Consider the following 22,012-nt stretch of genomic DNA (forward strand, 5'->3'; position numbering starts at 1 on the left):
GCCCAGCCTAGAAGCCCGGCGGCTCGGTGTACGTGCCCCACTCCTCCCGCAGGGCGTCGCAGATCTCGCCGAGCGTGGCCTCCGCCCGTACGGCGTCGAGCATTGGCTCGATCATGTTGGAGCCGTTCCGCGCGGCGGCCAGCATGCCGTCCAGGGCGGCCTGCACGCGCGCGTCGTCGCGGCGCGCCTTGCGCTCGCCGAGGACCCTGACCTGCTCCCACTCGACCTCGTGGCTGACCCGCAGGATCTCCAGGTCGCCGGTCACGGACCCGTGGTGGCAGTTGACGCCGACGACCCGCTTGTCGCCCTTCTCCAGGGCTTGCTGGTAGCGGAAGGCGGACTCGGCGATCTCGCCGGTGAACCAGCCGTCCTCGATGCCGCGCAGGATGCCGGAGGTGACCGGCCCGATGGGGTGCTGCCCGTCGGGGTGGGCGCGAAGGCCCCGTTCCTTTATGCGGTCGAAGATCTTCTCGGCGTCGGCCTCGATACGGTCGGTGAGCTGCTCGACGTACCAGGACCCGCCCAGCGGGTCGGCGACGTTGGCGACGCCGGTCTCCTCCATCAGCACCTGCTGGGTGCGCAGGGCGATCTCGGCGGCCTGCTCGCTGGGCAGGGCGAGGGTCTCGTCGAGGGCGTTGGTGTGCAGCGAGTTGGTGCCGCCCAGCACCGCGGCGAGCGCTTCCACCGCTGTACGCACCACGTTGTTGTACGGCTGCTGGGCGGTGAGCGAGACGCCGGCGGTCTGGGTGTGGAACCGCAGCCACTGCGCCTTGTCGCTCTTCGCGCCGTACACCTCCTTCATCCAGCGGGCCCAGATACGGCGGGCGGCGCGGAACTTGGCGATCTCCTCGAAGAAGTCGACGTGCGCGTCGAAGAAGAAGGACAGGCCGGGCGCGAAGACGTCCACGTCCAGGCCGCGGGACAGCCCCAGCTCGACGTACCCGAAGCCGTCGGCGAGCGTGTACGCCAGCTCCTGCGCGGCTGTCGCGCCGGCCTCGCGGATGTGGTAGCCGGAGACGGACAGCGGCTTGTACGCGGGGATGTCGCGGGCGCAGTGCTCCATCAGGTCGCCGATGAGGCGAAGGTGGGGCTCGGGCTGGAAGAGCCACTCCTTCTGGGCGATGTACTCCTTGAAGATGTCCGTCTGCAGGGTGCCGTTGAGGACGCCCGGGTCGACGCCCTGCCGTTCGGCGGCGACGAGGTACATGCAGAAGACGGGGACGGCGGGCCCGGAGATGGTCATGGAGGTGGTGACGTCGCCCAGGGGGATGTCCTTGAAGAGGACCTCCATGTCGGCGGCGGAGTCGATGGCGACGCCGCAGTGGCCGACCTCGCCGAGCGAGCGGGGGTCGTCGGAGTCGCGGCCCATGAGCGTCGGCATGTCGAAGGCGACGGACAGGCCGCCGCCCCCGTTGCCGAGGATCATCTTGTAGCGCTCGTTGGTCTGCTCGGCGTTGCCGAAGCCGGCGAACTGGCGGATGGTCCAGGTGCGGCCCCGGTAGCCGGTCGGGTAGAGGCCACGGGTGAAGGGGTACTCACCGGGCCAGCCGATCCGCTCGAAGCCGTCGTAGGTGTCGCCGGGCCGGGGCCCGTAGACGGGCTCCACGGGGTCGCCGGAGAGCGTGGTGAAGTCGGCGTCGCGCTTGTGGGCGGCGTCGTAGCGGGCCTGCCAGCGTCGGCGGCCTTCCTCGATGGCGTCAGCGTCCATACCTTCGAATTTACTAGGACGTCCTAGTAAATGTCGATGGCCGAAGGCCGTACGCGTGGCGTACGGCCGGGGGCGTCAGGCCTTGGCGACGACCGGCGACGCGTCGGCGAGCAGCGGCTCGACGTCGCGGGTGACCTTGCGCTCGACGAAGAAGGCGGCGAAGGGGATCGTGCCGGAGAGCAGGATCCACAGGAGCCTGCCGAACTTCCACCGGGCCTTGGAGCCCAGGTCGAAGGCGAAGATCAGGTAGATGATGTAGAGGACGCCGTGGGCCTGGGAGACCATGAAGGTCACGTCCTCGCCCGTGTCGAACCCGTACTTGAACACCATGCACGTGCAGAGCACGAGCAGCATGACGGCAGTCACATAGGCCATGACCCGGTAGCGGGTCAGCACGCTCCTCTTCATGGCGTCGAGCGTAACGTGACGTTCCGGGCGATCTTCGCGCGGGCCTCCCCTACGGGGTCACTTCTCCTCGAAGTCGTGGGCCGCGATCCGCAGCGGCCGCAGCATCGCGAAGATCTCCGCGCACTCCTCCGCGTCGTACGCGCCCAGGCCGAAGTCCATCGCCATCAGGTCCGCCGTCGCCGCCTCGACGACCTCGCGGCCCTTGTCGGTGATGGAGGCGAGGGTGCCGCGCCCGTCGTTGGGGTTGGGGCGCTTGGCGACCAGGCCGGACCTGACCAGCCGGTCGACGGTGTTCGTCACGGACGTCGGGTGGACCATCAGCCGCTCGCCGATCTTGGACATCGGCAGCTCGCCCTCCTTGGAGAAGGTGAGCAGCACCAGCGCCTCGTACCGGGCGAAGGTCAGCCCGTAGGGCCTGACCACCGCGTCGACCTCCGCGAGCAGGATCTGGTGCGCCCGCATGATCGAGGTGATGGCGGCCATGGAGGGGACGGGGCCCCAGCGACGCTGCCAGAGCTCGTCGGCACGGGCGATGGGGTCGAACGGGAGACTGAGCGGCTTCGGCACGTCATCGACCTTACCGACTGGTCACATGCTGGTCAGCCCTGTCTCGCGGTTCGGTCCGCGCCACCGTCACGGCGTGGTGTCGCAGCCCGACACCATGTGAACGTTATGTCACGATTGCCCGGTCTGTCCGTCCGTAGCTCACAGCCATACGAGGGGGCTGGATGTCCGGCCACAGATCGTTTCGCGTTGTCACGGCCCTTCTCCTGGCCGCCGCCCTGGCCGGCGGCTGCTCCTCCGGCGGGGGCGGCGGGGGCGAGGAGGGACCCGCCCAGGAACCCGTCGGCCGGAGCGCGCCCGCCAAGGGCTCGCCGTTCTGGGTCGACCCGAACAGCCCGGCGGCCCGCCAGGTCACGGCGTACGAGGCCGAGGGCCGCACCGGGGACGCCAAGCTGCTGCGGCGGATCTCCGAGCGGCCGGCCGCCCAGTGGCCGGCCTGGAACAACCCGGCGGCGGACATCCGGCAGGCCGTGCGCGGGGCGGCACCGGGGAAACAGACGGTCGTCCTGGTCGCGTACAACATCCCCCACCGCGACTGCGGCCTGTACTCGGCGGGCGGCGCGGCGAACCCGGAGGCGTACCGGGAGTGGATCGGCTCGTTCGCCGAGGCCATCGGGGACGCGCCCGCCATCGTCGTCCTGGAGCCGGACGCCGTGCCGCACCTGGTGGACGGCTGCACGCCCGCCCAGCACCACGAGGAGCGCTACCAGCTGCTCGCCGAGGCGGTGGACCGGCTCAAGCGGCAGCCGCGCACCAAGGTGTACCTGGACGCGGGCAACCCGGCCTGGATCAAGGACCCGGGCAAGCTGGTGGAGCCGCTGCGGCGCGCCGGTGTCGCCAAGGCGGACGGCTACTCGCTGAACGTGTCGAACTTCCAGACCACGCCTACGGTCACCGCCTTCGGTACGGAACTGTCGGCGCTCCTGGGCGGCGCCCACTTCGTCATCGACACCAGCCGCAATGGCGCCGGCCCGCTCGCGGGCGACGGCGAGGAGGCCTGGTGCAATCCGCCGGGGCGGGCGCTCGGCACGCCGCCGACCGAGAACACCGGCGACGAGCGGGTGGACGCCTACCTGTGGATCAAGCGCCCCGGCGAATCGGACGGCACCTGCCGGGGCGGCCCGGCCGCCGGGACGTGGTGGCCGGAATACGCGCTGGGCCTGGCGCGCCGCGCGAAGGGGTAGCCCGGCTCAGGACGTGACGCGGCTCCGGACGTGACGCGGCTCAAGGCGTGACGCGGCTCAAGGCGTGACCACCGGGGCGAGGCGTGACCCGGCTCAGTCGACCTGGATCCACTTCGCCACCGAGGGCCGCCCGTCCTTGTCGACCACGAACAGCATGTACCAGCCGGGCGGGACCAGGGTCCTGTCCAGCGGCGCCTCGATGGTCACCGCGTCCGCGCCCTTGGTCAGGCCCAGCTCGATGGAGCGCTGCTCCACGTCCGTCGTGTGCGTGACCGCGCTGGGCCGCATCAGCCGCGCCTTGGCGATGCGGGCGGCGTCCTTGGTACGGAAGGTGGCCCGGCCGTTCTGGTCGAGCTCCTGGGGGCCCTCGCCCAGCACCGGCCGGGCGTCGGCCCCGGCGCCGTGCAGGTACGGCGGGGTGAAGACCTCCACTCGCTGCTCGAACGACCCGAGCTTGGTGTTGTCCTTGTCGTCGAACAGCGGGTCCGAGCCGAACGTCGCCACCCGCCCGTCCGGCAGCAGCAGCGCCTCCGAGTGGTAGTTGCGGCCGACGGTCGGGTCGGCGGCCTGCCGGAAGGAGTCGGTCTTCGGCTCGTAGAACTGGGCCTTGAGGATGTCGCTGCCGCTGCGGCCCCGGTACTCCTTGGACCCGCCGGTGGTGAAGACGGTGTCGTCGGGGAGGAGCACGCTGCTCAGGTAGCGGGTGCCCTGGGGCAGCGAGGGGCCGGTCCGGAAGGCGGGCCTGGCGGCCTTGAGGTCGATGACCGCCGTACGGGGGGTCGACAGCGCGGACTCGCCGACCCCGCCGCCGCCGAGCACCATCAGCTTCTGGTCCTGGGCGGGCGGCAGGATCAGGGAAGCGGACGTCTCCAGCTGGTCGGGGTCGGTGATGCCCCCGATCTCCTGGAAGGTGTTCTTCTTCAGGTCCCACAGGCCGGGTACGCGGCCCTTCTCGGCGGGCCCGTAGCCGGCGTTGGAGCCGGTGTAGAAGAGTTTGCCGCCCTGGGTGAGGAAGAGCGCGGGATAGGTGGGGAAGTAGCGGAAGGGGCCCTTGGTCCACTTCTTCGTCTTCGGGTCGTAGATCTCGTTGTCGCCGGGGACGACGTCGCCGACGTCGTTGAGGCCGGAGACGGCGAGGACCCTGCCGTCCTGGAGCGTCACCAGCGTCGGGTACCAGCGGGCGTCCTTCATGGGCGCGACGGGGACGTACTTCTCGGCCTTGGGATCGAACTCGTACGCCGCCTTGATGCCCTGGAAGTCCTGCTTCTCGGTGGTGAGTTTCTGGGCGATGCCGTAGACGTTGCCGGCGTCCTTGCCCTTGAGGCCGACGACCTTGTACTGGGCGGCCTCGGTGGTCAGGGCCTTGGGGCCCGCCTTCTTCGCCTCGACGAAGACACGGGCCTCGGCGGCGGTGACCTTGGTCTCCCAGGGTTTCATCTGGCCGCTCTTGAAGTACGAGATCTTGAACTCGCGCTTGGCCTTGGGGACCGTCACGTCGAACTTCGACACGTACTCGACGCCCGACGGCGAGCGGAAGACGGTGCCCTTCTTGAGGGTGATGGCCTTGTCCGGGCTCTCGTTCTTGACGCGCATGCCGCCGCCGGCGCGCTTGACCTCGCCGTCGAGGACCTCGTAGCGGGCGGTGCCGCCGGCCACCAGGAGGCGCCCGTCGGGGAGCTGGCTGTGTCCGGCGCAGAAGAAGTCCTCCGGGGTCGGGATCTTCTTGTAGGTGTTTTTGACCGGGTCCCACAGGATGGTGTCGAAGGTGCCCGCGTCGAACTTCCTCTGGTCGTTGCCGGAGCCCGCGATGAGCAGCACCTTGCCGGTGTGGAGCAGGGCGGCGTGGATGGCGTTGAGCCGGTACTCGCCGGGCACGTCGAGCTGCTGCCAGGAGCCGTACTTGGCCTTGTAGCCGGGCTGGGAGATCTTGTACGCGTGGTACTTCGCCTCGGCGAAGGAGAGCGCGGCGGGCGCGTTGAGGCCCGCGAGCAGGACCACCGCTCCGCCGCCCAGCAGGGTCTTCTTGAGCTTCTTCGACGGCCGGTAGGCCATGGTTCAGTTCCCTCCTGTCGTCGTGGCGAACGCGGGCTCGGGCTCGTCGCCGGTCTTCGGCGTGACCTTCGCCTTCGCCGCCACCTGCGGGGCGGGCTCGGGTTCCGGGGCGCGGAGGCGGGCGCGGGCCCGGCGCTCCTGGAGCACGCCCCAGCCCCAGACGCCGACCGGGGCGAGCGCGATGGCGAGGGCGAGCACCGCCCAGGTGCGCATGGCGGCGTGCGTGTGGTCGAGGAACACGGAGGCGGCGAGCGAGGCGACCAGCACGGCCGCCCAGTACAGGTGGATACGGAAGGTGGCGGGCCGGTCGGGGCTCGCCTCGCCGCCCTTGGGGGTGACGACGAACCGGCCCTGGGTGCGCAACAGGGCCGAGACGAGCGACTTGAGGTAGATGGGCGCGCAGAGCGCGGACATCGCCATGCCGGCCAGACCGCCGGACCCCTCCGGTTCGTGGGGGGAGACGTTGTGGCGGCGGTTCCACAGGTACAGGCCGATCTGGAGGGCGGCGGCGTCGCTGTAGAGCATCAGCCAGACGGAGGACGACACCTGGGTGCCGGAGGCGCCGAGCCAGAGGAACAGGACGCAGGACAAGATGCCGAGGAACCAGTTGACGGCGGTCATCGGGTAGTAGACGAGCATCAGGGTGTAGTTGAGCAGCCGCCCCGGCGGCACCTGGAAGAACGCCTTCCCGTACTGCTTGAAGAGCGTCTCGTACGTGCCGCGCGACCAGCGCAGCTGCTGGCTGAAGAAGTCGGTCCAGGAGGCGGGCCCCTCCCCCACCGCCAGCACGTCCGGGGTGTAGACGGACCGCCACAGGTGCCCGGTGCGCGGGTTCTTGGTGCGGTGCAGCTCGAAGCCGGTGGCCATGTCCTCGGTGATCGAGTCGTACAGCCCGCCGATCTGCTTGACGGCGGCGACGCGTACGACGTTGTTGGTGCCCACGAACATGGGCGCGTGGTAGCGGTTGCCGGCGCGCTGGATGAGGGCGTGGAAGAGGAACTGCTGGGACTCGGCGGCCTTGGTGACGGGTGAGGTGTAGTTGCCGTACACCTGAGGGCCGACGACGAAGGCGATGTCGGGGTCGCGGAAGTAGCCGAGGGTGCGTTCCAGGAAGTTGGGCAGCGGTATGTGGTCGGTGTCGACGGAGGCGAAGAAGTCGTAGTCGTCGCCGTGCATGGCGATCCAGGCGTTGTAGTTGCCGTGCTTGGTCCTGGCCTTGTGCACGCCCTTGGGGCGGTTCCAGGCGGGGACGCCGGCGCGGGTGAAGTGGCGTACGCCGAGCTCCCGGCACAGCGCCTTCGCCTGTTCGTCGTCACCCTCGTCGAGCAGCCACACGTCCAGCCGTCCGTCGTGCGTGACGCGGACGGCCCCTTCGAGGGTGGCGCGGACCATGGAGAGGGGTTCTTTGCCCGGTACGTAGGTGGTGAGGAACGCGACGCGGGTGCCCTTCTTGGGGAAGACCGGGACGGGATCGCGGGCGACCATCGTGGCGTGGGCGATGGAGACGACGTTGACCAGCATGAACAGGCAGATGAGCCCGATGGACACGAGCATCACGGCGTCGAACCTGACCAGCCACCGGTCGCCGCCCTCGCGGGTGGTCCAGTGGGTGGGCCAGACGAGGTACACCAGCAGGACGGCCGAGAGCACCGGGGCGAGCGTCATCAGCAGGACCGCCCGTATTCGGTGCGGTTCCTGGGAGAGCAGGCTGCGGTACCGGACCTGATACGCCGTCCGGTCCGGTTCCGTCAGGGGACCGGCGAGACGGCTGTAGGTGTCGTAGTCGTAGCCCTCCGGCCGCACGGTGCCTCCAGCTGTCGAGCGGGTCGCTATACCCCCACGAAAGGGGAGATTTGGCGACGTGTCGACTGGAGGCGTCCGAGCGGGCGTTTCTCCCGTACGCGAGGTTTGAGGCGGCGCGTTCCGCCCCGGCGAGGCCCGGCGGGCCGCCTCGGCGACCGACGCGTGTCGGGCGCCGGTGGGCCGACCGCCCCCGCGGCGCCCGGCCCGGAGGCGCGGCCACCCCAGGCGGTGCCGCCGCCCCCGGGGTCGGACACCGGCGGGGAGGCCACCCGACCGTCGGCGGCCGGTCGCGGCACTGGCGTCGCCCCGGCGCTGGGCGCCAACCCGGCAGCGGCGCCCCGAAGCCACACCGGCGAAGGCCCCCATCCGACGGGGCCCCCACGGCAGTGACGGCGCCCCGGCACTGCGCGCCAGCCCCGACACCCGGCCGAAGGCGCGGCGGCGTCGGAGGAGCACGGCAGAGGATTCCCAACCGTCGGCGGCCGGCCCGAAGGCCACCAGCACGGAACCCGCCCCGGAGCGCGGCGGCGCGGACACCGGCACGGGGCGCCACACCACCGGCGGCGGCCGCCCCCGAGGCGGCCACCAGCACGGAACCTGGGCCGGAGCGCGGCGGCGGGCGCGCCACGAACGTCGGCGCGGAGTGCGCGGCCCCCGGCGGGTGGCGCCCGGCCACGGCGGTGCTCGCCAACCGGCGGGCGCGTCCCCGCGGCCAGGACCGGCCGGGGTCACGGGGTGGCACCCGGCCACGGCGCTGCGCGCCCATCGACGGGGCCCGACCACCGGCGTCCGCCACGGCGGTGGTGTCTCGGCCGGGTGCCGACCGTACGGAGACGAGGTGGGCACCCTGGCCGGACCGGGGCGCGGCGTGGAAGAACCCCGGCCGTAGGGTCACCGGCCGGGGTTCTCCAAGGGGGTCAGGCGGACAGGTGGCGTTCGACCGTGTCGACCTTGGACGTCAGGCCGTCCGTGACGCCGGGGCGGATGTCGGCCTTCAGGACCAGCGAGACGCGCGGCGCGCGCGCCTCCACCGCGGCGACGGCTCGCTTCACCACGTCCATGACCTCGTCCCACTCGCCCTCGACGGACGTGAACATCGCGTCCGTACGGTTCGGCAGGCCCGACTCGCGGACCACGCGCACCGCGTCCGCGACGTACTCGCCGACCTCCTCGCCGACGCCGAGCGGCGTGACGGAGAACGCGACGATCACGCGCTCACCTTGCCCTCGCGGCGGGCGCGGGAGGCGATGACCGCGTCGTCGGCGGCGCGCCGGAGCTTGCGGTCGGCGAAGAAGCCGCCGAAGGGCAGCACGGACAGCACGAAGTACAGCGCGGCGGTCTTCACGTCCCACTTCGTACGGTTCCAGGCGTCCAGCCAGAAGAGCACGTACAGGATGAACAGCACGCCGTGGACCGCGCCCATGACCGGGACCGCGTTGAACTCCGTCGTGCGCTTCAGCACCGAGCAGACGAGCAGCAGGATGAACGACACGGCCTCCGGGGCGGAGACCAGTCGGAGGCGGTGGAGGGAGGCGGCGGTCTTGATGTCCACGAGGCAGCACCTTCGTCGTGAGCGATCTTGTGAATCGATGCACAAGCAACCCGCCCATTGTGACAGGCCTCTGTGCCCGCCCTTTGTCGGGGTCGGGATCCTCCCCAGGTCTCTCCCCGCGCCCCCGCCCACCGGTTACCGTCGTCGCGTGGCAACGTTCCGACTCCAAGGCAGCAAGGTGCTCGCCGTCGACATGACCGGCGACGCCGTCAAAGCGAAGAACGGCTCGATGGTCGCGTACGACGGCCAGATGGCCTTCAAGAAGATGTCCGGCGGCGGCGAGGGCCTCCGCGGGATGGTCACCCGCCGCCTCACCGGCGAGCAGATGGAGCTGATGGAGGTGAAGGGGCAGGGCACCTGCTACTTCGCCGACCGCGCCTCCGAGATCAACCTGGTCTCCCTCCACGGCGACAAGCTGTACGTCGAGTCCAGCAACCTGCTCTGCGCCGACAGCACCCTGCGTACCGGCACCAGCTTCACCGGCCTGCGCGGCGGGGCGACCGGCACCGGCCTGTTCACCACGACCGTCGAGGGCAGCGGCCAGGCCGCGATCATGTCGGACGGACCGGCCGTGGTGCTGCGCGTGACGCCGCAGTACCCGCTGTCGGTCGACCCGGGCGCGTACATCGCCCATCAGGGCAACCTCCAGCAGAACTTCCAGTCCGGTGTGACCTTCCGCACTCTCATGGGCGAGGGTGGCGGCGAGGCCTTCCAGATCCGCTTCGAGGGCGACGGTCTCGTGTACGTACAGCCGAGCGAGCGCAACACGGTCGGAGGGGACGTCTGATGCCGTTCCGCGAGGTCAATTCGAAGATGGTCGAGGCGACCGTCTCCCCCGGACAGAAGATGTTCAGCCAGCGTGGCGCAATGCTGGCCTACCGCGGTGACGTCACTTTCACGCCGAACACGGCCGGCGGCCAGGGCGGTGTGATGTCGATGATCGGCCGCCGCGTGGCCGACGAGGCGACGCCCCTGATGACCGTGGAGGGCAGCGGCACCGTCATGTTCGGTCACGGCGGCCACCACATCCAGGTCGTCAACCTCACCGGCGACACCCTGTACGTCGAGGCCGACCGCCTGCTCGCCTTCGACGGCACGCTCCAGCAGGGCACGATGTTCATGGGCTCCCAGGGCGGCGTCATGGGCATGGTGCGCGGCCAGGTGACCGGACAGGGCCTGTTCACCACGACCCTCAAGGGCCATGGCGCGGTCGCCGTGATGGCGCACGGCGGAGTGATCGAACTGCCCATCACCCCGAACCGCCCCGTGCACGTCGACCCGCAGGCCTACGTCGCCCACCACGGCGACGTACGCAACAAGCTGTCCACCGCGCTCGGCTGGCGCGACATGGTGGGGCGCGGCTCGGGCGAGGCGTTCCAGCTGGAGCTGAGCGGCAATGGTGCGGTGTACGTCCAGGCGTCGGAGGAGAAGCTGTGAGCACGCCCGTCATCCATGACCCCACCACCCTCCCCAGCGACGACAACGTCAATCCGTACACCTTCTGCGTGGAGCTGAAGGGCTCCCAGTGGTTCCTGCAGAAGGGCAAGATGATCGCCTATTACGGGCGGATCGACTTCAACGGCATCGGGCACGGCCGCCTGGACCGGCTCGTCCGCTCCAGCTTCCACTCGCCCCTCCACGCGAGCGACTGGGTGGTGGCGGAGGGCAGCGGCAAGATGCTGCTCGCGGACCGCGCGTTCGACGTCAACTCCTTCGACCTGGACGACGGCAACCTCACGATCCGGGCCGGCAACCTCCTCGCCTACCAGCCTTCCCTCGCCCTGAAGCAGTCGATCGTGCCGGGCTTCCTCACCCTCATCGGCACCGGGAAGTTCGTCGCGGCCTCCAACGGCCCGGTGGTCTTCATGGAGCCTCCGCTCCGTGCCGACCCGCAGGCCCTGGTCGGCTGGGCGGACTGCCCCTCCCCGTGCCACCACTACGACCACGGCTACATGACGGGTGTGATGGGCGGCCTGCGGGCGCTGACGGGGCTCGGCGGGGCGTCGGGCGAGGAGCACCAGTTCGAGTTCGCCGGGGCGGGAACGGTGATCCTCCAGTCGACGGAGGCGCTGATGCCGGAGCAGGCGACGGGTGCGGTGCCGCACGAGCCGGGGGTGCCGGGGGCGGGATCCGGCCATGGTCACCACGGGTCGGCACCGCGTCTTCCCGGACAGCTGGGGGACCTCCAGCGTCGCTTCGGACTGTGAGCGGTAGTCTGCTGAGTGTGACGCCCTCGAACGTCTGCGCCCTTGACCCGGTGCGGCCGCGAGGACGGGGGGCCGGCGTGCCCGGCGTCACCGACCCTCATTCGTCCAGAATTCAACTTCTTAGGTAGAATCCATATATGGAGACCGAGACGGCCACCAACTGGCTGACCGATGCCGAGCAGTGCGCCTGGCGCACCTATCTGGACGTCAACAGGCTGCTGACGTACCAGCTGGAGAAGGACCTCCAGCCGTTCGGCCTGACCATCAACGACTACGAGATCCTGGTCAACCTCTCCGAGGCGCCCGACCGACGCCTCCGGATGAGCGACCTGGCCGCCGCGACGCTTCAGTCCAAGAGCCGGCTCTCCCACCAGATCACCCGCATGGAGAACGCCGGCCTGGTCCGCCGCGAGAACTGCGAGTCCGACCGACGCGGCCTGTACGCGGTCCTGACCGAGCAGGGCATGGAAACCATGCAGAAGGTAGCACCGCACCACGTCGACTCCGTGCGCAAGCACTTCATCGACCTGCTGAGCCCCGAGGCCCTCGGCGACCTGCACAAGTCGCTCACCCCCATCGCGGACCAACTGCGGGACCTCCGCGGCAAACCGTAAGGGCCTCACCCCACCGGCAGGCGCAGCGCGAACAGCGCACCACCCTCCACGGCGCGCCCGACCGTGAGCGTGCCACCGTGACGCACCGCCACGTCACGGGCGATGGCCAGGCCCAGGCCCGCCCCGCCCTCGTCGCGGCTACGGGCATCGTCGAGGCGTACGAACCGTTCGAAGATCCGCTCCCGCTCGGGCTCCGGCACGCCGGCCCCGTCGTCCGCGACGGTGAGCACGACGTGCCGGCCCTCGCGGCGCACCGTCACGGCCACGGAGGCCTCCGCGTGCCGCTGGGCGTTGTCGAGGAGGTTGCCCAGCACCCGGGCCAGCTGGGCGCGCGAGCCGACGGCCTCGGCGTCCTCCGCCTCGACGCGTACCGGCACCCGGTCACCCGCCCGCTGGGCCACCTCCTCCCGCACCAGGGCGGCCAGGTCGACCCGCCCCTGCCCGGGCCGCTCGCCCGCGTCCAGGCGGGCCAGCAACAGCAGGTCGGCGGCGAGCTGCTGCAGCCGTACGGTGTCGGCGACCGCCCCCGGAACGTCCAGCAGATCCGGGTGGGCCGCCCCCACCTCCAGCTGGGTGCGCAGGCTCGCGATGGGGCTGCGCAGCTCGTGCGACGCGTCGGCGACGAACCGCCGCTGCCGCTCCACGCTCGCCTCCAGCGCGGCCAGCGTCTCGTTCGTCGTCCGCGCCAGCCGGGCCACCTCGTCCCGCGTCGCCGGTTCCGGCACCCGCCGCGACAGGTCCTCCGACGCCGTGATCGCCGCCATCTCCCGCCGGATGCCCTCCACCGGCTTCAGCGCCCGCCGGGTCACCAGCCATGTCACGCCCGCCACGACCAGCAACAGCAGCGGCAGCGCGGCGAGCATCGCGTCCCGCACACCCGCGACGGTCGCCGCCTCCGTAGCCAGCGGCGCGCCGGCGTACACGGTCACCCCGGAGACCTCGACGGCGGCGAAGCGGTACGTCGCCGTCTCACCGTCGACGGTGACCTCCCCCGTCGAGTGGTCCACGTCCTCCGACACCTCACCGCGCCCGGCGGCGCCGCCCGCGACCGCCTTCGTACCGGGGCTCCCCGTTCCCCCGATGGTCTCGATGTCCTCCCCGACAGCCACCACCCGGCCCTCCTCGTCCACCACCTGCACCGGGTGCTCCTCGGTGTCGTCGGGCAGGTCCAGCTTCGCGAAGGGCGTGCCGTTGGCGATCTGCGAGGCCACCGAACGCGCCGACACCTCCGCCTCGAGCTCCGCCTGGTCCACGAGATTGCCCCGCAGCACCCCCAGCAGGGCGACCCCCGCCACCACCAGAGCCAGCGCGACGACGAGCGTCGCCCCCACCGCGGTCCGGGCGCGTACCGACCTCACCGCTCCTCCATCCGGTACCCGGCACCCCGCACGGTCGTGATGACCCCGGCCCCCAGCTTCCGCCGCAGCGCGCTCACGTACACCTCGACGATGTTCGGGTCGCCCTCGTACGCGAAGTCCCAGACGTGCTCCAGGATGTCCGCCTTCGACACCACCTCACCCACCCGCGTGGCCAGCTGCTCCAGCACGGCGAACTCCTTCGCCGTGAGGGCCACCTCCCCCTCCCCCACCCACACCCGCCGACCGGCCGTGTCCACCCTCAGCGCCCCCACCCTCAGCACCGGCGACGGACTGCCCCCGCGCCGCCGCAGCAGCGCCTTCACCCTCGCCACCAGCACCACATACGAGAACGGCTTGGTCAGGTAGTCGTCGGCGCCCGTGTCGAGGCCCTCCGCCTCGTCGTACTCACCGTCCTTGGCGGTGAGCATCAGGATCGGCACATCGTGCCCGGCCGCCCGCAGCGCCCCGCACACGTGGTAGCCGTTCATGCCGGGCAGCATGATGTCCAGCACGACCAGGTCGTACGTACCGGTCCCCGCCCGGTGCAGGCCCTCGGCCCCGTCATGCACCACATCCACGGCGAACCCCTCGGCCCGCAGCCCGGCGGCCAGCGACAGGGCGAGCCGCTTCTCGTCCTCCACGATCAACAGGCGCATGCGTTCAGGGTCCCAAACGGAACCTGAAGAAGCCTTCAGCCGCCTTCAGGCTGCGTTCAGCGAGCCGGCGGCATCGTGTTTCCCGTACCGAGAAACGACTCTCCGGAAGGGACCTTCCATGAAGCGCAACCTCATCATCGCCACGGTCACCGCGGCGGCGCTGCTCACGGGTGGCACGGCGGCCGCGTTCGCCTCGTCGGCGGACGACAAGGCGCCCTCGAAGGCCCCCCACACCGCGACGCAGGTCGACGACGACCGCGACGACGCCTCTGACGCCGAGGAGGCCCAGCGCGCCGTCCAGGGCATCAAGGTCACCGCCGACGAGGCGCTGAAGGCGGTCGCGAACCACGGCACGGTCGTGTCCCTGGAGCTGGACGACAGGTCATGGGACGTCGAGCTCCTGGCGAAGGACGGCAAGGTCCAGGACTGGGACGTCGACGCGCAGACGGGCAAGGCCACGCAGGACACCGACCAGGACGACTGACGCCCGCAGACGGCGTACGGCCGGGTGGGGCCGTGCAGGGTCGCCCCCGCAGAGGTTGGCGGCGCCGTAACGGCTCCCTTACCGGTGCCCAAGGCCGCCGGCCTCGTGGGGGTGCCCCCTCTGGGCGAGAGGCGAGCCCGGAGGGGCTCCGCCCCCACCCACCGGGGGTGACCGCCGCTCGGGCACCGCCCCGGGTGGAACCGGGAAGGCGCACCGCCCCAGGGGGCACCGGGCAAGGGCACCGCCCCGTTCCGTTGTGCCCACCCGTTCCGCCCTGCGGAACGACTGCCCACAACGGGAGGGCGGGGCCCGACGGGAACGACTGCCCACAACGGAGACCCGGCACCGCGCCGCTACTGCCCCGTCAGGCCCGCGACGAGTTCGTCCGCTGCCGCGTAGGGGTCCAGTTCGCCCGCGACGATGCGGTCCGCCAGCGTGTCCAGGCGGCGGTCGCCGTGGAGGTCGCCGATCCGCTCGCGGAGCGCGGTGACCGCGATGGTCTCAACCTCGTGGGCCGCCCGCGCCCGGCGGCGTTCCGCGAGGACGCCCCGTTCCTCCATCCACGCGCGGTGCTTCTCCAGCGCCTCGACGACCTCGTCGACGCCCTCGCCCCGCGCGGCGACCGTCTTCACGATCGGCGGCCGCCAGTCGCCGGGCCCGCGCGCCTCGCCGAGGCCCAGCATGTGGTTCAGCTCCCGCGCCGTCGCGTCGGCGCCGTCCCGGTCGGCCTTGTTGACGACGTACACGTCACCGATCTCCAGGATCCCCGCCTTGGCGGCCTGGATCCCGTCGCCCATCCCGGGCGCGAGCAGCACCACCGACGTATCGGCCTGGGAGGCGATCTCCACCTCGGACTGCCCGACGCCGACGGTCTCCACGAGGACGACATCGCACCCGGCGGCATCCAGCACCCGGATCGCCTGCGGCGCCGCCCACGCGAGCCCACCCAGGTGGCCCCGGGTGGCCATCGACCGGATGTAGACGCCCGGGTCCGACGCGTGCTCGGACATCCGGACCCGGTCACCGAGCAGCGCACCGCCACTGAACGGCGACGACGGGTCCACGGCGAGCACGCCCACCCGCTTCCCGGCCCGCCGGTACGCGGTGACCAGCGCCGACGTCGAGGTCGACTTGCCGACACCGGGCGAGCCGGTCAGGCCCACCACGTACGCGCCGCCGGACAGCGGGGCCAGCGCCGCCATCACCTCACGGAGCTGCGGGGACGCCCCCTCCACGAGCGAGATCAGCCGGGCCACGGCACGGGGCCGGCCCTCCCGTGCCTGGGCGACCAGTGCGGGGACGTCCACCTTCACGTACGTAGCTCCTTACTCGCAGCGAGGATTACTTGCCGTTGCCCGGAACGCGCACGATCAGGGCGTCGCCCTGGCCGCCGCCACCGCACAGCGCCGCCGCGCCGACCCCGCCGCCGCGCCGCTTGAGCTCCAGCGCCAGGTGGAGGACGACACGGGCGCCGGACATGCCGATCGGGTGCCCGAGCGCGATCGCGCCGCCGTTGACGTTCACCTTTTCGGGGGTTACCCCGAGGTCCTTCATTGACTGCACGGCGACGGCGGCGAACGCCTCGTTGATCTCGATCAGGTCCAGGTCCGAGACCTCCAGGCCCTCCTTCTTCAACGCATGCGCGATCGCGTTCGACGGCTGCGACTGGAGCGAGTTGTCCGGCCCGGCCACGTTCCCGTGGGCGCCGATCTCGGCGATCCACTCCAGGCCGAGCTCCTCGGCCTTGGCCTTGCTCATCACGACCACGGCCGCCGCACCGTCCGAGATCTGCGACGACGTGCCGGCCGTGATCGTGCCGTCCTTGGCGAAGGCGGGCCGCAGCTTGCCGAGCGACTCGACCGTGGTCTCCGCGCGGATGCCCTCGTCCTTGCTGAAGACGACGGGCTCGCCCCTGCGCTGCGGGATCTCGACGGGCGTGATCTCGGCCTCGAAGATGCCGTTCTTCTGCGCGGCGGCGGCCCGCTGGTGGGACAGGGCGGCGATCTCGTCCTGCGCCTCGCGGGCGATGCCGAGGCGCGTGTTGTGCTTCTCTGTGGACTCGCCCATGGCGATGTTCTCGAAGGAGTCGGTGAGGCCGTCGTACGCCATGGCGTCGATCATCTCGATCGCGCCGTACTTGTAGCCCTCGCGGGACTTGGGCAGCAGGTGCGGCGCGTTGGTCATGGACTCCTGGCCGCCGGCGACGACGACGTCGAACTCGCCGGCGCGGATCAGCTGGTCCGCGAGCGCGATGGCGTCGAGGCCGGACAGACACACCTTGTTGATGGTGAGCGCGGGGACGTTCATGGGGATGCCGGCCTTGACGGCCGCCTGCCGCGCCGGGATCTGCCCTGCCCCGGCCTGGAGCACCTGGCCCATGATCACGTACTGCACCTGGTCGCCGCCGATGCCGGCCCGGTCCAGTGCGGCCTTGATGGCGAAGCCGCCGAGGTCGGCGCCCGAGAAGGTCTTCAGCGAGCCGAGCAGGCGGCCCATGGGCGTGCGTGCGCCCGCGACGATGACTGAGGTGGTACCGGTCGTTCCAGACATGAGGCACGGCCCCTTGGAGTGGAGAGTGAACGAGGGTTTACCGCCAATGTACTGAGCGGTACGTGTCCTGGTCACCGGGCAGCCAGTGTGATGGCGCGCACGTTGCGTAACCACCTCCGCCGCGCTGCACTGGTCCCATGCTGACGCGAATCGACCACATCGGGATCGCCTGTTTCGACCTCGACAAGACTGTTGAGTTCTACCGTGCCACGTACGGCTTCGAGGTGTTCCACAGCGAGGTCAACGAGGAGCAGGGGGTCCGTGAGGCCATGCTCAAGATCAACGAGACCTCCGACGGCGGCGCCTCCTACCTCCAGCTCCTGGAGCCGACCCGCGAGGACTCCACCGTCGCGAAGTGGCTGGCCAAGAACGGCGAGGGTGTCCACCACATCGCCTTCGGCACGGCGGACGTGGACGGCGACGCCGCCGCGATCCGTGAAAAGGGTGTGCGGGTTCTGTACGACGAGCCCCGCATCGGGTCCATGGGGTCCCGTATCACGTTCCTGCACCCCAAGGACTGTCACGGCGTCCTGACCGAACTGGTCACATCGGCCGGGCCGTCCTCCACGGAGCACTGAAGTGGAGCACTGACCTCCCGATTCCCGGCCCGGTAGAGTGGGCGGCTCCGGGCCGGGGCCGGATCGGGGCCGTGCCGCGGCGTCGTGGTCGAGCCATTCGATCTGACACCATTCCCCGGGGGGCCGTTCGCCGGCGAACGGTGCTCGTACAAAGAGAGTTGCGACCAGGGGACGGATGGGACCGCGCAGTGCGGGGCTACGAACGCCAGGAGAGCCACCGGGCTGACGACCACCTTTCGCGGTTCGAAGCCGAGATGGACCGGCTGAAGACCGAGCGGGAGAAGGCCGTCCAGCACGCCGAGGACCTCGGTTACCAGGTCGAGGTGTTGCGCGCCAAGCTCCATGAGGCGCGCCGCACGATCGCGTCCCGGCCGGCGTACGACAACGCCGACATGGGCTATCAGGCCGAACAGTTGCTGCGGAACGCCCAGATCCAGGCCGACCAGCTGCGCTCGGACGCCGAGCGGGAGCTGCGCGAGGCGCGGGCCCAGACGCAGCGGATACTGCAGGAGCACGCCGAGCACCAGGCGCGCCTCCAGGCGGAGTTGCACGCCGAGGCGGTGCAGCGGCGCCAGCGGCTCGACCAGGAGCTGTCCGAGCGGCGCCAGACGGTCGAGGCGCACGTCAACGAGAACGTGGCGTGGGCGGAGCAGCTGCGCGCCCGTACGGAGGCGCAGGCGCGCCGTCTGATGGAGGAGTCCCGCGCGGAGGCCGAGCAGGCCCTGGCGGCGGCCCGCGCGGAGGCCACCCGGCTCGCCGAGGAGGCCCGCCGGCGGCTGAGCGCGGAGACGGAGACGGCCCGCGCGGAGGCCGAAGCGATCCTGCTGCGGGCCCGCAAGGACGCCGAGCGGCTGCTGAACGCGGCGTCCACGCAGGCGCAGGAGGCCACCAGCCACGCCGAGCAGCTGCGCAGCACGACGACCGCCGAGTCGGACCAGGCGCGCCAGCAGGCCGCCGAGCTGAGCCGGGCGGCCGAGCAGCGGATGGCCGAGGCGGAGGAGCGGCTGCGCGAGGCCCGCGCGGAGGCCGACAAGGTCGTCGCGGAGGCCCGCGAGGCGGCGGCCAAGCGGCTGTCGACGGCCGAGTCGGAGACGGAGCAGCGCACCCGTACGGCGAAGGCGGAGATCGCCCGGCTGGTCGGGGAGGCGACGAAGGAGTCCGAGGCCCTCAAGGCGGAGGCCGAGCAGGCGCTGGCCGACGCCCGCGCGGCGGCGGAGAAGCTGGTCGCGGAGGCGAGCGAGAAGGCCCGTACGGCGGCGGCCGAGGATTCGGCGGCGCAGCTCGCCAAGGCGGCGCGTACGGCCGAGGAGGTGCTGTCCAAGGCGTCCGACGACGCGCAGGAGACCACCCGCAAGGCGTCGGAGGAGGCCGAGCGGATCCGCCGCGAGGCGGAGGCCGAGGCGGACCGGCTGCGGGCCGAGGCGCACGACACGGCCGAGCAGCTCAAGGGCGCCGCGAAGGACGACACCAAGGAGTACCGCGCCAAGACGGTCGAGCTCCAGGAGGAGGCGCGCCGGCTGCGCGGCGAGGCCGAGCAGCTGCGGGCGGAGGCGATCTCCGAGGGCGAGCGGATCCGGGGCGAGGCGCGGCGCGAGGCGGTCCAGCAGATCGAGGAGGCGGCGAAGACCGCCGAGGAGCTGCTGACCAAGGCGAAGGCGGACGCGGACGAGCTGCGGACGGCCGCGACGGCCGACAGCGAGCGGGTCCGTACCGAGGCGATCGATCGGGCGACGGCCCTGCGCAAGCAGGCCGAGGAGACGCTGGAGCGCACCCGTACGGAGGCCGAGCAGCTCCGTACGGAGGCCGAGGAGCAGGCCGAGTCGGTGAAGGCCGCGGCCGAGCAGGCCGCCGCCGCCCTGCGCGAGGAGACCGAGCGGGGCATCGCGGCCCGGCAGGCGGAGGCCGCCGAGGAGCTGACGCGCCTGCACACGGAGGCGGAGGCGCGTCTCAGGGCCGCCGAGCAGGCGCTGACCGACGCGCGGGCCGAGGGCGAGCGGATCCGCCGCGAGGCCGCGGAGGAGACGGAACGCCAGCGCGCGGAGGCCGCCGAGCGGATCCGTACGCTCCAGGCGCAGGCCGAGCAGGAGGCGGAGCGGCTGCGCACGGAGGCGGCGTCGGACGCGTCGGCCACCCGGGCGGAGGCCGAGAACAGCGCGCTGCGGCTGAGTTCCGAGGCCGCCGCGGAGGCGGAGCGGCTCAAGAGCGAGGCGCAGGAATCGGCCGGCCGGATGCGGGCGGAGGCGCAGGCCGCCGCCGAGCGGGTGACGGCGGAGGCCGCCGAGGAGCTGGCCGCCGCGCGGGAGGAGGCGAACCGGCGCCGCCGCGAGGCGGAGGAGACGCTGGGCGCCGCGCGCACGGAGGCGGACCAGGAGCGGGAGCGGGCGCGCGAGCAGAGCGAGGAGCTGCTGGCGTCGGCGCGCAAGCGCGTCGAGGAGGCGCAGACCGAGGCGCAGCGGCTGGTCGAGGAGGCGGACCGGCGGGCGACCGAGATGGTGTCGGCGGCCGAGCAGACGGCGCAGCAGGTGCGGGACGCGGTCGCGGGGCTGCACGAGCAGGCCGAGGAGGAGATCGCCGGGCTGCGGTCGGCGGCCGAGCACGTGGCGGAGCGGACGCGTACCGAGGCGCAGGAGGAGGCGGACCGGGTCCGTTCCGACGCGTACGCGGAGCGGGAGCGGGCCGCGGAGGACGCGGGCAGGCTGCGGCAGCGGGCGCAGGAGGAGACGGAGGCCGCCAAGGCGCTCGCGGAGCGCACGATGGCGGACGCGATCGCGGAGTCGGAGCGGCTGCGGGCCGACACGGCCGAGTACGCGCAGCGGATGCGGACGGAGGCGTCGGATTCGCTCGCCTCGGCGGAGCAGGACGCGGCACGCGCGCGTGCGGAGGCCCGCGAGGACGCCAACCGCATCCGGTCGGAGGCGGCGACGCAGGCGGACCGGCTGGTCGGCGAGGCGACGAGCGAGGCCGAGCGGATGGCGGCCGAGGCGGCCGAGCTGCTGGCGACGGCGGAGCGGGACGCGGCGCGGCTGCGCGGCGAGGCCGAGCAGGTCAAGGCGGACGGCGAGGCGCAGGCCGAGGCGCTGCGGGCGGCTGCCCGGGCGGACGGCGAGCGGGTCCTGGACGAGGCGCGGAAGGCCGCCGACAAGCGGCGGGCGGACGCGGCGGCGCAGGCGGACCAGCTGATCGGCGAGGCGTCGGGCGAGGCCGAGCGGATCGGCGCGGAGACGGCCGAGCGGGTCGAGCGGCTGGTCGCGGAGGCGACGGCGGAGGCGGAACGCCTGCGTACGGAGGCGGCGGCGGAGGCCGAGCGGCTGCGGGCGGAGGCGGCCGAGACGGTCGGGTCCGCGCAGCAGGCGGCCGAGCGGATCCGCGCGGAGGCGGAGCGGCTGCGCAGCGAGACGGAGACGGCGGCCGAGCAGGTGCGTGCCGAGGCGCGGGCCGAGGCGGACCGGGTGGTCGACGAGGCGCGCGAGGCGGCAGCCAAGCGGCGGGCGGACGCGGCCGAGCAGGCCGACCAGCTCATCGCGAAGGCCCAGGAGGAGGCGCTGCGGGCCACCGCGGAGGCGGAGTCGCAGGCCGACACGATGGTGGGCGCGGCCCGCAAGGAGGCCGAGCGGATCGTCTCCGAGGCGACCGTCGAGGGCAACTCGCTGGTGGAGAAGGCCCGTACGGACGCGGACGAGCTGCTGGTCGGGGCGCGTGGTGACGCGACGGCCATAAGGGAGCGGACGGAGGAGCTCCGCCGGCGTACGGAGGCGGAGATCGAGGAGCTGCACGAGCGGGCCCGCCGGGAGAGCGCCGAGCAGCTGAAGTCGGCGGGCGAGCGGGTCGACAAGCTGGTGAAGGCCGCGACCGAGCAGCGGGCCGAGGCGGAGGCGAAGGCGAAGGAGCTGCTGGCCGACGCGAACTCGGAGGCGAGCAAGGTCCGTATCTCGGCGGTGAAGAAGGCGGAGGGGCTGCTCAAGGAGGCCGAGCAGAAGAAGGCCACGCTCACCCGCGAGGCGGAGAAGATCAAGGCGGACGCGCAGCGCGAGGCCGAGAAGATGATCTCCGAGGGCAAGCGGGAGCTGGAGGTGCTGGTGCGCCGCCGGGAGGACATTCAGGCGGAAATCTCCCGTGTCCAGGACGTGCTGGAGGCGTTGGAGTCTTTCGAAGCGCCTTCGGGGGGTACGAAGGAGGGCGGGGTCAAGGCCACCGCGGCGGCAGGGGTTACCCGTTCGAGTGGCAAGTCAAACGACGAGTAAGCCACTCAAAAGGCTGGACATTCTCCAGTTTGAACAAGCATCCGCTCGAAGAC

General features: G+C 71.8%; 19 protein-coding genes. 8 read left to right on the forward strand and 11 right to left on the reverse strand.

Annotated features, from left to right (window positions below; translation table 11 throughout):
• Window positions 1-7: 7 nt before the first annotated feature.
• From BKD26_RS32075 to BKD26_RS32085, 3 genes are all read right to left on the reverse strand, one after another.
• On the reverse strand, window positions 8-1,708 hold the full coding sequence (locus tag BKD26_RS32075) for a methylmalonyl-CoA mutase family protein (RefSeq protein ID WP_084905544.1): 1,701 nt from the start codon (window positions 1,706-1,708) through the stop codon (window positions 8-10).
• 75 nt (window positions 1,709-1,783) lie between these two features.
• The gene (locus tag BKD26_RS32080) at window positions 1,784-2,116 is read right to left on the reverse strand and encodes a DUF3817 domain-containing protein (protein ID WP_084905546.1); all 333 of its coding nucleotides are present in this window, start codon (window positions 2,114-2,116) and stop codon (window positions 1,784-1,786) included.
• 57 nt (window positions 2,117-2,173) lie between these two features.
• Window positions 2,174-2,683: a MarR family transcriptional regulator gene (locus BKD26_RS32085; RefSeq protein WP_084905548.1), complete on the reverse strand. Its 510-nt coding sequence runs from the start codon at window positions 2,681-2,683 to the stop codon at window positions 2,174-2,176.
• A 161-nt stretch (window positions 2,684-2,844) separates the two neighbouring features.
• Here BKD26_RS32085 and BKD26_RS32090 point away from each other — a divergent pair, with 161 nt between their 5' ends.
• A complete protein-coding gene (locus tag BKD26_RS32090) occupies window positions 2,845-3,864 on the forward strand; it encodes a glycoside hydrolase family 6 protein (protein ID WP_084905550.1) in 1,020 nt (339 codons plus the stop codon).
• Between the two features lie 93 nt (window positions 3,865-3,957).
• On the opposite strand, the gene BKD26_RS32095 is transcribed toward BKD26_RS32090, so the two are convergent.
• The 4 genes from BKD26_RS32095 to BKD26_RS32110 form a co-directional block, all read right to left on the reverse strand.
• Window positions 3,958-5,916 (reverse strand): kelch motif-containing protein, encoded by a 1,959-nt coding sequence (locus BKD26_RS32095; RefSeq protein WP_084905552.1) that lies wholly within the window; start codon window positions 5,914-5,916, stop codon window positions 3,958-3,960.
• 3 nt (window positions 5,917-5,919) lie between these two features.
• The gene (locus tag BKD26_RS32100) at window positions 5,920-7,719 is read right to left on the reverse strand and encodes a cellulose synthase catalytic subunit (protein WP_084905554.1); all 1,800 of its coding nucleotides are present in this window, start codon (window positions 7,717-7,719) and stop codon (window positions 5,920-5,922) included.
• Between the two features lie 917 nt (window positions 7,720-8,636).
• Window positions 8,637-8,930, reverse strand: a complete 294-nt coding sequence (locus BKD26_RS32105; RefSeq protein WP_084905556.1) for an MTH1187 family thiamine-binding protein — start codon at window positions 8,928-8,930, stop codon at window positions 8,637-8,639.
• Window positions 8,927-9,271: a DUF3817 domain-containing protein gene (locus BKD26_RS32110; protein ID WP_084905559.1), complete on the reverse strand. Its 345-nt coding sequence runs from the start codon at window positions 9,269-9,271 to the stop codon at window positions 8,927-8,929. Before BKD26_RS32110 ends, BKD26_RS32105 begins: the two co-directional genes overlap by 4 nt.
• Before the next feature lie 148 nt (window positions 9,272-9,419).
• Between BKD26_RS32110 and BKD26_RS32115 the strand changes: the two genes are divergently transcribed.
• The 4 genes from BKD26_RS32115 to BKD26_RS32130 all read left to right on the forward strand — a co-directional run bounded on the left by BKD26_RS32115 (window position 9,420) and on the right by BKD26_RS32130 (window position 12,092).
• Window positions 9,420-10,058: an AIM24 family protein gene (locus BKD26_RS32115; protein WP_084905560.1), complete on the forward strand. Its 639-nt coding sequence runs from the start codon at window positions 9,420-9,422 to the stop codon at window positions 10,056-10,058.
• Complete coding sequence (locus BKD26_RS32120; RefSeq protein WP_084905562.1) at window positions 10,058-10,708, forward strand: AIM24 family protein; 651 nt, start codon at window positions 10,058-10,060, stop codon at window positions 10,706-10,708. Before BKD26_RS32115 ends, BKD26_RS32120 begins: the two co-directional genes overlap by 1 nt.
• A complete protein-coding gene (locus BKD26_RS32125) occupies window positions 10,705-11,478 on the forward strand; it encodes an AIM24 family protein (protein ID WP_084905564.1) in 774 nt (257 codons plus the stop codon). The genes BKD26_RS32120 and BKD26_RS32125 overlap by 4 nt, the downstream gene beginning before the upstream one ends.
• A 137-nt stretch (window positions 11,479-11,615) precedes the next feature.
• Entirely contained in the window at window positions 11,616-12,092 is a 477-nt protein-coding gene (locus tag BKD26_RS32130; RefSeq protein ID WP_084905566.1) for a MarR family transcriptional regulator, read from the forward strand.
• A 5-nt stretch (window positions 12,093-12,097) separates the two neighbouring features.
• Here the strand turns inward: BKD26_RS32130 and BKD26_RS32135 are convergent, their stop codons facing one another.
• Together BKD26_RS32135 and BKD26_RS32140 are read right to left on the reverse strand one after the other, a co-directional pair.
• On the reverse strand, window positions 12,098-13,450 hold the full coding sequence (locus tag BKD26_RS32135) for a HAMP domain-containing sensor histidine kinase (RefSeq protein ID WP_084905568.1): 1,353 nt from the start codon (window positions 13,448-13,450) through the stop codon (window positions 12,098-12,100).
• Window positions 13,447-14,106, reverse strand: a complete 660-nt coding sequence (locus BKD26_RS32140; protein WP_084905570.1) for a response regulator transcription factor — start codon at window positions 14,104-14,106, stop codon at window positions 13,447-13,449. The genes BKD26_RS32135 and BKD26_RS32140 overlap by 4 nt, the downstream gene beginning before the upstream one ends.
• 118 nt (window positions 14,107-14,224) lie before the next feature.
• Between BKD26_RS32140 and BKD26_RS32145 the strand changes: the two genes are divergently transcribed.
• Window positions 14,225-14,590 carry a PepSY domain-containing protein gene (locus BKD26_RS32145; RefSeq protein ID WP_084905572.1) on the forward strand — a complete coding sequence of 122 codons (366 nt, stop codon included), beginning with the start codon at window positions 14,225-14,227 and terminating at the stop codon, window positions 14,588-14,590.
• Between the two features lie 353 nt (window positions 14,591-14,943).
• Here BKD26_RS32145 and meaB read toward each other — a convergent pair whose 3' ends face one another.
• Window positions 14,944-15,903, reverse strand: coding sequence for a methylmalonyl Co-A mutase-associated GTPase MeaB (gene meaB / locus BKD26_RS32150; RefSeq protein WP_084905574.1), 960 nt, complete (start codon window positions 15,901-15,903; stop codon window positions 14,944-14,946).
• 28 nt (window positions 15,904-15,931) lie between these two features.
• Window positions 15,932-17,140 (reverse strand): acetyl-CoA C-acetyltransferase, encoded by a 1,209-nt coding sequence (locus tag BKD26_RS32155; RefSeq protein WP_084905575.1) that lies wholly within the window; start codon window positions 17,138-17,140, stop codon window positions 15,932-15,934.
• A gap of 137 nt (window positions 17,141-17,277) precedes the next feature.
• Here BKD26_RS32155 and mce point away from each other — a divergent pair, with 137 nt between their 5' ends.
• Together mce and scy are read left to right on the forward strand one after the other, a co-directional pair.
• Window positions 17,278-17,718: a methylmalonyl-CoA epimerase gene (gene mce / locus BKD26_RS32160; protein ID WP_084905577.1), complete on the forward strand. Its 441-nt coding sequence runs from the start codon at window positions 17,278-17,280 to the stop codon at window positions 17,716-17,718.
• A gap of 188 nt (window positions 17,719-17,906) precedes the next feature.
• A complete protein-coding gene (gene scy, locus BKD26_RS32165) occupies window positions 17,907-21,959 on the forward strand; it encodes a polarized growth protein Scy (RefSeq protein WP_084905579.1) in 4,053 nt (1,350 codons plus the stop codon).
• The last annotated feature ends 53 nt before the right edge of the window (window positions 21,960-22,012 follow it).

Origin of the sequence: Streptomyces sp. CB03238, assembly GCF_002099185.1 — a bacterium.
Classification (GTDB): Bacteria; Actinomycetota; Actinomycetes; order Streptomycetales; family Streptomycetaceae; genus Streptomyces.